Origin of the sequence: Saccharothrix saharensis, assembly GCF_006716745.1 — a bacterium.
In the GTDB taxonomy this organism is placed as follows: Bacteria; Actinomycetota; Actinomycetes; order Mycobacteriales; family Pseudonocardiaceae; genus Actinosynnema; species Actinosynnema saharense.
Genome location: NZ_VFPP01000001.1, coordinates 2,540,389 through 2,553,560 on the forward strand (window position 1 = coordinate 2,540,389; position 13,172 = coordinate 2,553,560).

The following is a 13,172-nucleotide window of genomic DNA, read 5'->3' on the forward strand; positions in this document are numbered from 1 at the left end:
GCGTCCCTCCCAAGGGGGATGCCCCTCCCCCACGTCAGCCACGGCGTGGACGGCTCTCCGGCGTGACGACCGCGGCGGTCGCCGCTGCCTAGCCTTCCCGGCATGGAAGCAACCATCGAAGTCTCCGGGCTGCGCAAGCGGTACGGGCGGACCGTGGCCCTGGACGGGATGACGTTCACCGTCGCACCGGGCCGGGTCACCGGCTTCGTCGGCCCGAACGGCGCCGGGAAGTCCACCACGATGCGGGTGATCCTGGGCCTGGACTCGGTCGACGAGGGGCACGCGCTGGTCGGCGGCCGGCCCTACCGGAGCCTGCGGCACCCGTTGCGGCAGGTCGGGTCGCTGCTGGACGCGGCGGCCCTGCAACCGAGCCGCACCGGCCGCAACCACCTGCTGTGGCTGGCGCACTCCCAGGGCCTGGGCGCGCGGCGGGTGGACGAGGTCGCCGAACGGGTCGGCCTGACGTCGGCGATCCGGCGCCGGGCGGGCGGCTACTCGCTGGGCATGCGGCAGCGGCTGGGCATCGCGGCGGCGCTGCTCGGCGACCCGCCGGTGCTCGTGCTGGACGAACCGGTCAACGGCATGGACCCCGAGGGCATCCGGTGGGTGCGCGGTTTCCTGCGGTCGCTGGCCGCCGAGGGCCGGGCGGTGCTGGTGTCCAGCCACCTGATGAGCGAGCTCCAGGACACCGCCGAGCACGTGGTGATCGTCGGGCGGGGCAAGGTCATCGCCGACGTCGGGGTGGCCGAGCTGATCGAGGCGGCGTCCGGTGCGCGGGTCACGGTGCGCACCACCGCCCGCGCCGAGGCGACGACCGCGCTGGCACGGGCGGGCGCGACGGTCGCGGTCACCGGGGCGGACGCGCTCACCGTGTCGGGGCTGTCCGGTGAGCGGGTGGTGGCGCTGCTGGGCGAGGGCGCGGTGCCGTTCTCGGAGGTGTCGGCGCACCGCGCGTCCCTCGAAGAGGCCTACATGGAGCTGACCCGCGACGCGGTCGAGTTCCACGCGGCCGAGGGGGTGCGGTGAGCGGGTTCGGGCAGGCGCTGCGGGCCGAGTGGACGAAGCTGCGCACCGTGCGCGGCTGGGTGCTCGGCCTGGTCGCGGCGGCGCTGGTGATCGTGCTGATGGGGTTGTTCGCGGCGGCGGCGAGCAACTTCTCGTGCAGTGGACCGGGCGGCGAGCCGTGCGCGGGCGCGACGCCGCCGCTCGGGCCGGACGGCGAGCCGGTGGTGGACAACTTCTCGTTCGCGCACCGGGCGTTCACCGGTGACGGCAGCATCACCGCCCGCGTGACGTCGTTGGCGGCGGTGTCCTCTTTGGACGGTCAGCCGGACACGCGGCCGTGGACCAAGGGCGGGATCATCGTCAAGGAGAGCACCGCGCCGGGATCGCCGTACGCGGCGTTGACGCTGACCGGCGGGCACGGCGTGCGGTTGCAGCACAACTTCACCGGTGACGTGGCGGGCACGCTGCGCGCGACGCCGACGTGGCTGCGCCTGACCCGGTCGGGCGACACGATCACCGGCCACGAGTCACCGGACGGCGTGACCTGGCACCTGGTCGGCGCGGTGCGCCTGCCGGGGCTGCCGGCGACCGTGCGGGCCGGGTTGTTCGCGTCCTCGCCGCACCACGAGGTGATCACCGAGTCGTTCGCCGGCGCGAGCGGCACCAGCTTCCCGACGTCGGCGACGGCCGAGTTCGACCGGATCGACCTCCAGGGCTCGTGGCCGGACCGGACGTGGGCCGGTGCCGTCGTCGGCGACCTCGGTGGACGGGGCGGTGGCGCCGGGTCCGGGTTCGAGGAGACCTCCGACGGCGTCACGGTCCGCGGGTCCGGCGACATCGCGCCGGTGGTGGCCGGGCGCGGCGGCCTGGGCCGGACCGTCGAGGGCCGGCTGGTGGGCGCGTTCGCCGGGTTGATCGCGGTCATCGTGGTGGCGGCGACGTTCATGACGTCGGAGTACCGGCGGGGGCTGATCCGCACCAGCCTCGCCGCGAGCCCGCGCCGCGGCCGGGTGCTGGCGGCGAAGGCGGTGGTGATCGGCGCGGTCACGTTCGTCACCGGGCTGGCCGCCGCCCTGGTCGCGACACCGCTGGTGCGGGCGGTCGAGGCGGGCAAGGGGTTCTACGCGTTCCCCGTGCCGACCGCGACCGAGCTGCGGGTGCTCGTCGGCACGGCGGCGCTGCTGGCGGTGGCGGCGGTGTTCAGCCTGGCGGTCGGCACGGTGCTGCGGCGCAGCGCGGGCGCGGTGGCGGCGGTGATCGTGGCGATCGTGCTGCCGTACGTCCTGGCGATCGCGTCCGTGCTGCCGGTCGGACCGTCGGACTGGCTGCTGCGGGTCACGCCGGCGGCCGCGTTCGCGGTGCAGCAGAGCCTGCCGGAGTACCACCAGGTCACGGCCGCCTACGCGCCCGCCGACGGCTACTTCCCGTTGAGCCCGGCGGGCGGTTTCGCGGTGCTCTGCGGGTACACGGCGGTCGCGCTGGGCGTGGCGGTCCTCGTGCTGCGGCGGAGGGACGCGTGAAGGAGGCGCTGCACGTCGAGTGGACGAAGCTGCGCACGGTGGCGGGCACGGCGTGGCTGCTGGCCGCCGTGGTGCTGCTGACCGCGGCGGCGGGGGTCGCGGCGTCGGCCGCGTGCGCCGGCACCGGGTGCGGCGACCCGGTGAAGACGAGCCTGACCGGGGTCGTGTTCGGGCAGGCCGTGGTCGCCGTGCTGGCCGTGCTCGCGGTCGGCGGCGAGTACGGCACGGGGATGATCCGGGTGACGCTGGCCGCGCTGCCGCGCCGGTCCACCGTGCTGGCGGCGAAGGCGGCCGTGGTCGGCGCGCTGGTGCTGGCGGCGGGCGCGGTGGCGGTGCTGGTGGCGGTGCCGGTCGGGCGGGTGCTCCTGGCGGACGTCGCCGACGCGCCGGTCGACGGGGTGGTGGTGCGCGCGGCCGTCGGCTCGGTGCTCTACCTGGTGCTGGTCGGGCTGCTGAGCGTCGGCGTGGCCACCGCGGTGCGGGACGCGGCGGCGGCCATCGGGCTGGTGCTGGGCCTGCTGTACCTGTTCCCGGTCGTGGCCGCGGTGGTGTCCGACCCCGACTGGGTCCGCCGGTTGCAGCGGATCAGCCCGATGACGGCGGGGCTCGCGGTGCAGGCCACCACGAACCTCGACGCGCTGTCGATCAGCCCGTGGGCGGGGCTGGGCGTGCTGGGCCTGTGGGCGGCGGGTGCGCTGCTGGTCGGCGGCGTGCTGCTGCGGCTGCGTGACGCCTAGGGCTTCTTCGGCCTGGGCAGCAGCAGGTGCACGGCGAACCCCGCGAGGGTCGTCAGCACCACCTGGTAGAGGATCGAGAGCCGCGGGTCGCTCCCGACCGTGAACACCGCGTCCAGGCCGGTGGTCGCCACGCCGGCGAGGGTGAGCAGGCCGGTCACGTGCCAGCCGAAGAACCCGGCCGACCAGGCGACCAGGGGCCAGCGGTTGCGGTCGGGCCGGCGCAGCACCAGGTAGGTGGAGAACGCGGCGGCGGCGTTGAAGAGCACGCCGACGACCCGCATCTCGGCCAGGTCGCCGGACAGCAGCGTGGCGAGCGTCTGCGCGACCACGAGCGCGACCACCGACCAGCACCCGGCCCGAATCTTGTCCACGGGGCGGATGCTAGCGCCGGGCACCCCGATCCGGTCTCCGGGGCGTGATCACCCCCCTGTCCGGGACCTGACCGAACACGGCGTGCGGCCGGTGGGTGATCTATAGGCTGGCCCGATGCGCGTGCTGTTCACCTTCATCGGCGGGATCGGCCACTTCCGGCCTCTGGTGCCGCTCGCGTCGGCCGTGGTCGCGGCCGGGCACACCGTGGCGGTCGCGGCGGCGCCGGATCGGCACGAGGCGGTCGAGGCGGCCGGGTTCACGGCGGTCGCGGTGGGTGCGGGAGGCGCCGAGCGCGCGCAGGTCGGGCCGTTGCTCGTGCCCGACCGCGAGCGTGACGCCCAGGAGCTGCGGGACGGTTTCGCGCGGCGCGGCGCGGCCGGGCGGGTGCCGCTGTACCTGGACCTGTTCACGCGGTGGCGACCGGACGTGGTGGTGTGCGAGGAAGTCGACTTCGGCAGCGTGCTCGCGGCCGAGAAGCTCGGTCTGCCCCACGCCAACGCGCAGGTGATCGCCTCCGGCTCGTTCGTGCGGCCCGAGGTGGTCGGTGAGGCGCTGGGCGAGCTGCGCGCCGACCTCGGCCTGCCGCCCGACCCCGACCTGGTGATGCTGCGCCGGCACCTGGTGATCTCGCCGTTCCCGCCGAGCTTCCGCGACCCGGCGCACCCGCTGCCGAACACGGCGTTCCCGGTCCGGCCGCCGGTCGGGCCGGTGGGCCGGTCCGACCGGCCGACCGTCTACTTCACCCTCGGCACGGAGTTCAACACCGAGTCGGGCGACCTGTTCTCCCGCGTGCTGGCCGGGCTGGGCGACCTGCCGGTGGACGTGGTCGCGACCGTCGGCAAGCACGTCGACCCGGCGACGTTGGGCCCGCAACGGCCCGGTGTGCGCGTCGAGCGCTTCGTGCCGCAGGACGCCGTGCTGCCGCACTGCGACCTGGTGGTCTCGCACGGCGGGTCGGGCAGCGTCATCGGCGCGTTGGCGCACGGGTTGCCGACCGTGCTGCTGCCGCTGGGCGCGGACCAGCCGCAGAACGCCGAGCAGTGCGTGCGGCTGGGCGTGGGCCGGGAGCTGGACCCCGTCGCCGCCACGCCGCACGACGTGCGCACGGCGGTGGCGGAGGTGCTGGCGGACCCCGCGTACCGGCGGGCGGCCCTCCGCCTGCGGGCGGAGATGCTTGACCTGCCCGAGCCCGCGCGGGCCGTGCCGCTGCTGGAGCGACTCGCGACCTGACTACCCGTCGCGCTCGCGGTGGGCCGTCGGCACGATCAGGCCGGTCTCGTAGGCGACCACGACGGCCTGCGCGCGGCTGGACAGGCCGAGCTTGCCCATGGTGCGCTTGACGTGCGTCTTCACCGTCGCCTCGCTGAGCACCAGGCGTTGGGCGATCTGGCCGTTGGTCAGCCCGTTGCCGACCAGGCGCAGCACCTCGGTCTCCCGCGCGGTCAGCGCCGCGAGCTGCGGCGCGCCGACGGCGGTGGCCCGGTGGTGCTGGGCGTAGGTCTCGATCAGCCGGTGCGTGATGTGCGGCGCGACCAGGATGTCCCCCGCGTGGATGGTGCGGACGGCGGAGATGATCCGGTCCGGCGGGGTGTCCTTGACCAGGAACCCGGACGCGCCCTCGCCCAGCGCGGTGTAGACGTACTCGGGCAGGTCGAACGTGGTCAGCACGATGATCCGGGGCGGCTCGTCCCGGTGCGCGGCGAGGATCTCGCGGGTGGCCCCGATGCCGTCCAGCACGGGCATCCGGATGTCCATCAGGATCACGTCGGGCGAGGTCCGCGCCGCCGCCGCCACGGCCTGCTCACCGTCGGCGGCCTCGCCCACCACCTCGAAGCCCGGCGCGGCGGTGAACAGGGCGACCAGGCCCGCGCGGATGAGCGCCTGGTCGTCGGCCACGAGCACGCGGATGGTCACCTCGCCGCCACCTCGCCCATCGGCAGCCGCAGCACCACGCCGAACCCGCCGCCGGCGGTCGGTCCGGCGGTGAGCACGCCCCCGTACAGCTCGGCGCGCTCACGCATGCCGCGGATGCCGTGCGCCTGGTGGTCCGGGTCGCCCGGCCGCGCCGCCCGGCCGTCGTCGGTCACCTTGACCACCAGGGTCTGCTCCCCGTAGTCCACGTCGATCCGCGCCCGCGCCGGCCCGGCGTGCTTGAGCACGTTGGTCAACGACTCCTGCACCACCCGGTACGCGCACAGGTCCGGCCCCGGCTGGAGCTCGCGCGTTACGCCGGTGACCACCACGTCGACCGGCAGCCCCGCGCCGCGGGCCCGTTCGACCAGCCCGTCCAGCGCCGACAGGCCGGGTTGCGGCCGGTAGTCGTCGTCCGGGTCCACCCGCAGCACGTCCAGCAGGCGCCGCATCTCGGTCAACGCCTCGCGGCTCGTGTCGCCGACCGTGGTGATCGCCCGGCGCGCCGTCGCCAGGTCGGTGTCCAGCACGTACTGCGCCACGCCGGCCTGCAACGAGATCACCGACATGTGGTGGGCGACGATGTCGTGCAGCTCCCGCGCGATGCGCACCCGCTCGTCCGCGACCGCCCGCGCGGCCTGCTCGGCCAGCCGCTCGGCCCGGTGCGCCCACCGCCGCGTGCCCTCACCGAGCATCCACGCGCCGACCACGACCACCACCGACTGCGCCACCTCCGACCACGCGCCCACGGCGACCCGCAGGAACGCCAGGACCACGACCACCGTCGTCACCCCGAACACGACCGCGGCCACCAGCCGGGTCCGCAGGGTGGCCACGGTGAACATGCCGATCAGCACGCCGACGCCCCCGCTGGGCAGGCCGCCGAACTCCAGCAGGCTGTAGGCCGCCAGCGCGCCCAGCATGACCGCCATCGTGAGCACGGGCGCGAGCTGGCGCAGGGCGATCGGCACGACGGTGAGCGCGGCCAGCACGTGCGCCGCCCAGTTGTGCGCACCGCTCTGGTCCACCGCGGTCGCCACGGTCAACGTGGTCAGCACCGCCGCGAGCAGCAGGTCCAACCGGATCGGCTTGAGTGTCGCCAGCACCAGCCCAAGGTAGTGGCGCGACCCGTCCGCCGTCGCCACCCCGCGGGCGGATTCCGCGCTACCCCCACGGGGGTAGGACGGGATGCCATCACAGGGCGACGACGCGAGCACCGCGCGTGCCTACGGTTCGGTGACATGAAACGACTTCCTGCGGCCGTGGTGATCGCGGCGCTGACCCTGACCACGGCGGGCACGGCCCACGCCGAGCACCGCACCGACACCAGGACCCTCCAGCGGCACGCCGACGCGTTGCTCGTGCAGGGTGCACCGGGTGTGCTGGTCGAAGTGGACACACCACGCGGCGACGTGCGGGTGCGCAGCGGTTACGGCGACGTGGACCGGCGGACCCCCGTGCCGTGGCAGGCGAAGTTCCGCATCGGCAGCTACACCAAGACGTTCGTCGCCGCGACCGTGCTGCAACTGGTCGGCGAGGGCCGGCTGTCCCTCGAGGACACCGTCGAGGAGTGGCTGCCCGGTGTCGTCGCGGGCAACGGCAACGACGGTTCGAAGATCACCGTGCGGAACCTGTTGCAGCACACCGGCGGCCTCTACAACTACGTCGGCAAGATGCCGGAGCTGTTCCTGGAGCGGGAGTTCCCGAACGTCCGGTACCGGACCTACCAGCCGGAGCAGCTCGTGGCGCTGGCGATGCGGGAGAAGCCCGACTTCGCGCCGAACGAGCAGTGGCGCTACTCCAACACCGGCTACATCCTGGCCGGGATGATCATCGAACGCGTCACCGGCAACACCTGGCAGCACGAGGTGCGCGCCCGCATCGTGCGCCCCCTGGGCCTGCGCGACACCACCCTGCCCGGCACGTCGCCGTTCCTGCCGCGTCCCCATGCCACGGCCTACGAGCGGTTCCCGGAGAAGGGCCTGGAGGCCGACCCGAACGACCCGCGGTACGGCCGGGCGCTCGACGTGACGCAGTACAACCCGTCGTGGGGCGGGGCGGCCGGTGACATGATCAGCACCACCGAGGACGGCAACAAGTTCCTCAAGGCGCTGTTCGGCGGCAAGGTGCTGCGGCCGGCGCAGCTCGCCGAGATGACGAAGACGGTGCGCGCGCCCGACCTGGACGGCGGCTGGCCGGGCGCCGAGTACGGCCTGGGGATCATGTTCATCCCCAGCTCGTGCGGCGGCTACTGGTCGCACGGCGGCGACATCCCGGGTTTCCGGACCCGCAACGGCGTGACGCCGGACGGCAAGCGCAGCGTGATGGTGTCGATCAACACCGACTCGATGGTGCCCGAGCCCGGCGCGCCCAAGCCGGTCCGGGAGGTCACCGCGGACCTGGTCGAGCACGCGCTCTGCGGCGTGCGGTGATCTTCCGCGGCGGTAGGGCGTCCCGGTGGCGCCCTACCGCCCGGCCGCGTCCCGGACCAGCAGGGCCGCCTCGACCCGGTTGCGGCAGCCCAGCTTGGCCAGGGCGCGGCTCACGTACGTCTTGATGGTGGCCTCGCTCAGGTGCACGCGGCGGCCCACCTCGGCGTTCGACAGCCCTTCGGCAAGCAGGGCGACGATGTCGGACTCGCGGGGTGTGAGCGCGGCCAGCCGGCGTGCGGCGTCCTCGTGACGCCCGTCGCGGACCGCGACCATCCCGAGCACGTGCCGCGCCACGGCGGGCGACAGGTACGCCTCACCGGCGTGCACCGCCCGAACGGCCCGGATCAGCTCGTCCGGCGCGCAGTTCTTCAGCACGAACCCGTCGACACCCTGCCGCATCGCCCGGCGCACGTTCACCTCGTCGCCGAACGCGGTCAGCACCACCACCCGGGGTCCGCTCATCGCGGCTGCGGCGGCCAGGCCGTCCAGCACCGGCATGGCGAGGTCGAGCAACGCCACGTCCACGCGGTGGCGACGGGCGGCGTCCACGGCTTCCCGCCCGTCCGCGGCCACCGCGACCACGTCGAGGTCGTCCACCGATCCCAGCACCGCCCGGATGCCCGCGGTGATCAGCGGTTCGTCGTCGGCGATCAACACCTTGATCACGCGGCGGCCCCCACCCGGTCCACCGCGACCGGCAGCATCGCGACCACCCGGAACCCGTCCGCCTCCGCGCGCACGCGCAGCAGCCCGCCGGCCGCCCGAACCCGTTCGGCCAGCCCGGTCAACCCGGTTCCACCGGCGGTCCGCACCCCCGCGCCGCTCGCGTCGGCCACACCGGTCGGTGGGGCCGGCTTCGCCGCACCGGTCGGCGCGGTCGGGTCGGTCGGGTTGGTCACGCCGACCAGCAGTGCGTCGGGCTGCCAGGCCAGCGACACGACGACCGGGCGGCCGGGTGCGTGCCGCGCGGCGTTGGTCAGGCCTTCCTGCACGACCCGGTAGGCGGCGTGGCCCGCGTCCCGCGTGATCGGCCTGACCTCGCCCGACCGCTCGACCGTCACCGCGACACCGGCCCGGCGGAAGTCGGCCACCAGCCCGTCCACCCCGGCCAAGCCCGGCTCGTCGCGCAGGGCGGCCACGACGGCGTGCAGCTCGTCCACGGCGGTGCGGGCGGCGTGGGCGAGGTCGCGGGCCGCCGGGCGTTGGTCCGCCGGCAGCGGTGCCACCTCCAGGGCCGCGGCCTGCACCGACACCAGGCTGAGCCACCGGCCGAGCGAGTCGTGCATGTCCACCGCGATGCGCAGCCGTTCCCCCGTCCGCGCCAGCTCGGCCTGCCGGGTGGAGTGCACCCCGGCGGCCAGCGGCAACGCCACCAGCAGCGCCACCCGGGCCAGCGTGGGCCACGGGTCGGTCCCGAGCCGTGGCGTCAGGACGAGCGACAACACCGGGTAGGTGACCGCGGCGGCGGCGACCCAGGCCAGCTCACGACGGGATCCCACGCGTCGTCCGGTCTGGAAGCTCGTGCACGCCAGCAGCGCCAGCGAACCGCCCGTCACCAACGCCATCCCCACCGCCGCCGGGAACGCCACGAGCGGCCGGCGCGCGGCCAGGGCCAGGACCGCCGCCGTCACCGCGGCCACGACCCCCAGTCCCCCCACGCCGCTCAGCCACGCCGACCCGGTGTCGGCCACCACCACCGCGAGCAGCAGCGCAGTCCTCGCCATGGTCGCCACCCTAGCCATCCACTTTGGTGGACAGCCCGAGCGACGATCGCGAACAGCGCCCGGCCACCGCGACTCCCTAGCGTGGGTCGGGTGATCAAACTCCTGCTCCCACTGCTGCTCGTCGTGCCGCCACACGCCCACCAGCCGCACCGGGCGCTCGACTGGCAGCCGTGCCCCGGTGCCGGCGCGGTCGCCGAGTGCGCCGACCTGCCCGTGCCCGTGACCTCGTCCCGGACCATCACGCTGACGCTGGCCCGCCTGCCCGCGACCGGCCCGCGCCGGGGCTCGGTGCTGGTCAACTTCGGCGGGCCGCAAGGCGATCAGATCGCGATCCTGCGGTCCCGGCCGCAGGTCTTCGACCGGGTCCGCGAGTCGATGGACGTCGTCACGTGGGACCCGCGCGGCTACCCCGGCCTGAGCCGCCCCGCGCTGGCGTGCGACTGGTCGTTGCTGCGCACGCCCCGCTTCCCCGCCGACCAGGCCGGGTTCGACCGGCTCGTCGCGGCCAACCGCGAGCGCGGCGAGCGGTGCCGGGCCACCGACCCCGAGCTGTTCGACCGCATGGACTCCGGCAGCGACGCCCGTGACGTCGAGGCCATCCGGGTCGCGCTGGGCGAGCGGCGGGTGAACTTCATCGGCACCTCGTACGGCGGTGTGATCGCGCAGGCCTACGCGCGGCGGTACCCGCACCGGGTGCGCACGGTCTACGTCGACGGCACGGGGAACCACAGCACCCGTGACTGGGAACGGGAACTCGACGCCATCGCCCGGGACAACGAGGCGTTCGTCCGGCGGTTCCTGGACTGGGCCGGGGCGGACGTCGAGCGGCGCTGGCAGGCGTTGGTCGCCCGCGCCGACGCCGAACCGGTCCCGGCCCTCACCGCGAACACCGCCTACGACGGCACGCAGTTGCAGGCGCTCGCGTTCGGCAAGCTCCGGCGCCCGGCGCAGTGGGAGGAAGTCGTGCGGGCCATCGCGGCGGCCGAGGCGGGCGACGCGTCCGGTTTCGCACCCGCGGCGGGCCGTGACCCGAACCCCGGGCTGCCCGGCGGCGGTGTGAAGGAGTGCCTGGACTTCCCGCACGCGGACTTCCCGCGGGTCACGCGCACCGTCGAGCGGCTGCGGCGGATCGCGCCGAACACCGGCGCGTCGTTCCCCCTGGCCTGGCACCTGCCGCTGACGTGCACGGGTTGGCCGACGCGGACGGCCAACCCGCCCGCGCCGCTGCCGGTGGCGCTGCCGCCGTTCCTGGGTGCGGGCACCTGGCAGGACCACGCGGCCACGAAGCGGGTGACGGACCAGGTGCCGGGCAGCCGCACGATCTTCCACGACGGGCCCGGTCACAACCTGTTCGCGGGCATGATGAACGCGTGCGTGGTCGAGCACGTGAGCGCGTACGTCACCGAACGGCGGCTGCCACCCGCCGACGCCTCGTGCCCGTGACCGCGCCGACAGGCCATGATGTACGGCGTGGAGTCCACCCGTGTGGACCGCTGGCTGTGGGCGGTCCGGCTGACCAAGACCCGATCCGACGCGGCGGCGGCGTGCCGGGGCGGGCACGTGCGCGTCAACGACAAGCCGGCCAAGCCCGCCACGTCGGTGTCCCCTGGTGACGAAGTGCGTGCACGAGTGGGTGACACAACCCGGATCGTGGAAGTCGTCCGGGTGATCCAGAAACGCGTCGGCGCGGCGGACGCGGTCGGCTGCTTCCTCGACCGGACCCCGCCGCCGCCACCGCCGACCGAGGCCCCCGCGCCGGTCGCCCGGCGGGAACGCGGCGCGGGCCGGCCCACCAAGCGGGAACGGCGGGTGCTCGACAAGTTCCGCGGCGGGCAGTTCTGAGCGCACGGGTCCGGGTGGCGGTCCCGTGCACCCCTGGATGGCCCACCTGACCCTTGTTCCGTTCGGGTGAACCGAGCGATGTCCTCCTAACGGGGGATGGAGTCCAACCGATCAAGGAAAGGACGGCGTTCTCGCGTGAGCGGCCCGCACAGCCGCGGTGCGGTCGGGAGGTGCGGTGGCGCGCAAGCAGCGGGACGAGCGCAACGGGCGGGTCGGACTGGCCCGCTGGCGGCTGCGGGAGGGCGACTCGGCGGTGCTGGCGGGACGGTTGCCGGAGGCCGCCGACCTGTACGCGGTAGCCGCGTACGAGCTGGACGGCCTCGATCCCGGTGACCGTGAGGTCGCCACGCTGCTCGCGCACGCGTTGGCCGGTCACGGCCGGGTGGACGTGGAACTCGGCAACGCCCACCGCGCGCTGGAGACGTTGGCGAACGCTCTCGAGCTGGTCGAGCCGAACAGCGCGCTGCACGCCACGGTGCTTTGTTGTCGCGCGTGCGCGTTGCGGGACACGGGGGCGGTGGACGACGCGCTCCGGGCGTTCACCGCCGCGTTGGCGATCCAACGGCAGGCGGACCGGACCGGTGAGGCGGTGGTCGGGACGCTCACCGAGCTGTCGCGCACGCTCCGGTCGCGCGGCGAGGTGCGTGCCGCCGAGCGTGCCGCTCGCGAGGCGGTCGAGGTGGCGGAGCGGATCGAGCCGGGCGGGTTCGCCGCCGGGGTCGGCCACCACGTCCTGCGGCAGGCGTTGGACGACCTCGGCCGGGCGGGGGAGGCGGAGGTGCACCTGGCGCGCAGCATCGATCTGTTGCTGAGGCACGCGCCTGCCGCGGTGGTGACGGCCGACGCGGTGGACCGGTGGTGCGAGGCGGCGTTGTCGCGGGAGGGTGCGAACGACGCCCTGCCTTGCGTGGACCGGCAGTTGGCCGTGATCGAGCCCCGGGCACCGGGCGCGCCGGTGGTGGGGGTGTTGCGGTTGTGGCGCGGGATCGGCTTGGCCGCCCTCGGCTCCGACGAGGCGGACGCGGAGGCGTGGCGCGAGTTCGCGCACGCCGAACGCGTGCTGGCCGGCCACCCCGACCAGGCGGCGCGGGTCGCCCGGGTCCGAGCCGAACGCGCCGCACTGCTCTCCCGCCACGCCCGATGATCCGCGCCGCGATCGACCTCACCGCGTCCGGGGCACCGCGCCGCCCGCGCCAATTCCACCCGAGTACTACTCGTGCCACTTGTCCGCAACAACGAAACACCCATTCCACATGAGCGAACCTCATGATGCCGCCGGACGTTGCAATGCATTCGCCCAACCATTCAGAACCCCCCGACAGGCGACATATCGGACAGCGAACTGTCACCCACGGTAACCATCGTAGGCGAACATATTCCGCCTAGCACCGACTCGCGTCCGATAATTCCGCAGGCCTGCACCCGCTTTCGCAACTAAGGCTGTGACCTGGAGTAATATAACTGTAACACTGTCTCGATCACCGGCCGTGGCGATCGGGAACGACACCGGGCACTCGCATTACCGGCCATTCGGACCACTATTGGCGGAAGCCCGAAGCGACCTGGTACACCGGTATTGCCGACCCACTCGACCGAGTGTGTGATGAGCCCGAAATCGGGCACGGCGCG

The 13,172-nt window shown here is 74.2% G+C and carries 13 protein-coding genes; 8 read left to right on the forward strand and 5 right to left on the reverse strand.

What is annotated here, in order from left to right; translation table 11 throughout:
• The first annotated feature begins 102 nt into the window (after positions 1-102).
• From FHX81_RS10290 to FHX81_RS10300, 3 genes are read left to right on the forward strand one after another with little or no spacing between them, the layout of a single operon-like run.
• On the forward strand, positions 103-1,026 hold the full coding sequence (locus FHX81_RS10290) for an ABC transporter ATP-binding protein (protein ID WP_141977287.1): 924 nt from the start codon (positions 103-105) through the stop codon (positions 1,024-1,026).
• Positions 1,023-2,525 (forward strand): ABC transporter permease subunit, encoded by a 1,503-nt coding sequence (locus FHX81_RS10295; RefSeq protein WP_141977289.1) that lies wholly within the window; start codon positions 1,023-1,025, stop codon positions 2,523-2,525. The genes FHX81_RS10290 and FHX81_RS10295 overlap by 4 nt, the downstream gene beginning before the upstream one ends.
• The gene (locus FHX81_RS10300) at positions 2,522-3,262 is read left to right on the forward strand and encodes an ABC transporter permease subunit (protein ID WP_141977291.1); all 741 of its coding nucleotides are present in this window, start codon (positions 2,522-2,524) and stop codon (positions 3,260-3,262) included. Before FHX81_RS10295 ends, FHX81_RS10300 begins: the two co-directional genes overlap by 4 nt.
• Here FHX81_RS10300 and FHX81_RS10305 read toward each other — a convergent pair.
• Positions 3,259-3,633, reverse strand: a complete 375-nt coding sequence (locus tag FHX81_RS10305) for a hypothetical protein (RefSeq protein WP_141977293.1) — start codon at positions 3,631-3,633, stop codon at positions 3,259-3,261. The genes FHX81_RS10300 and FHX81_RS10305 overlap by 4 nt on opposite strands.
• A 115-nt stretch (positions 3,634-3,748) precedes the next feature.
• Here FHX81_RS10305 and FHX81_RS10310 point away from each other — a divergent pair, with 115 nt between their 5' ends.
• Entirely contained in the window at positions 3,749-4,864 is a 1,116-nt protein-coding gene (locus FHX81_RS10310; protein WP_141977295.1) for a glycosyltransferase, read from the forward strand.
• Here FHX81_RS10310 and FHX81_RS10315 read toward each other — a convergent pair whose 3' ends face one another.
• Together FHX81_RS10315 and FHX81_RS10320 are read right to left on the reverse strand one after the other, a co-directional pair.
• A complete protein-coding gene (locus FHX81_RS10315) occupies positions 4,865-5,548 on the reverse strand; it encodes a response regulator (protein WP_141977298.1) in 684 nt (227 codons plus the stop codon).
• Entirely contained in the window at positions 5,545-6,651 is a 1,107-nt protein-coding gene (locus FHX81_RS10320) for a sensor histidine kinase (RefSeq protein WP_170231998.1), read from the reverse strand. Before FHX81_RS10320 ends, FHX81_RS10315 begins: the two co-directional genes overlap by 4 nt.
• A gap of 135 nt (positions 6,652-6,786) precedes the next feature.
• On the opposite strand from FHX81_RS10320, the gene FHX81_RS10325 reads away from it, so the two are divergent.
• Complete coding sequence (locus tag FHX81_RS10325) at positions 6,787-7,977, forward strand: serine hydrolase domain-containing protein (RefSeq protein ID WP_141977300.1); 1,191 nt, start codon at positions 6,787-6,789, stop codon at positions 7,975-7,977.
• 33 nt (positions 7,978-8,010) lie between these two features.
• On the opposite strand, the gene FHX81_RS10330 is transcribed toward FHX81_RS10325, so the two are convergent.
• Together FHX81_RS10330 and FHX81_RS10335 are read right to left on the reverse strand one after the other, a co-directional pair.
• Positions 8,011-8,643: a response regulator gene (locus FHX81_RS10330; protein ID WP_141977302.1), complete on the reverse strand. Its 633-nt coding sequence runs from the start codon at positions 8,641-8,643 to the stop codon at positions 8,011-8,013.
• Positions 8,640-9,701, reverse strand: coding sequence for a sensor histidine kinase (locus FHX81_RS10335; protein ID WP_141977304.1), 1,062 nt, complete (start codon positions 9,699-9,701; stop codon positions 8,640-8,642). Before FHX81_RS10335 ends, FHX81_RS10330 begins: the two co-directional genes overlap by 4 nt.
• A 90-nt stretch (positions 9,702-9,791) precedes the next feature.
• Here FHX81_RS10335 and FHX81_RS10340 point away from each other — a divergent pair, with 90 nt between their 5' ends.
• The 3 genes from FHX81_RS10340 to FHX81_RS10350 all read left to right on the forward strand — a co-directional run bounded on the left by FHX81_RS10340 (position 9,792) and on the right by FHX81_RS10350 (position 12,687).
• Positions 9,792-11,144 carry an alpha/beta fold hydrolase gene (locus FHX81_RS10340; protein ID WP_141977306.1) on the forward strand — a complete coding sequence of 451 codons (1,353 nt, stop codon included), beginning with the start codon at positions 9,792-9,794 and terminating at the stop codon, positions 11,142-11,144.
• A 27-nt stretch (positions 11,145-11,171) separates the two neighbouring features.
• Positions 11,172-11,543 carry an RNA-binding S4 domain-containing protein gene (locus FHX81_RS10345; RefSeq protein ID WP_141977308.1) on the forward strand — a complete coding sequence of 124 codons (372 nt, stop codon included), beginning with the start codon at positions 11,172-11,174 and terminating at the stop codon, positions 11,541-11,543.
• Between the two features lie 175 nt (positions 11,544-11,718).
• Positions 11,719-12,687 (forward strand): hypothetical protein, encoded by a 969-nt coding sequence (locus tag FHX81_RS10350; protein ID WP_141977310.1) that lies wholly within the window; start codon positions 11,719-11,721, stop codon positions 12,685-12,687.
• Positions 12,688-13,172 lie beyond the last annotated feature (485 nt).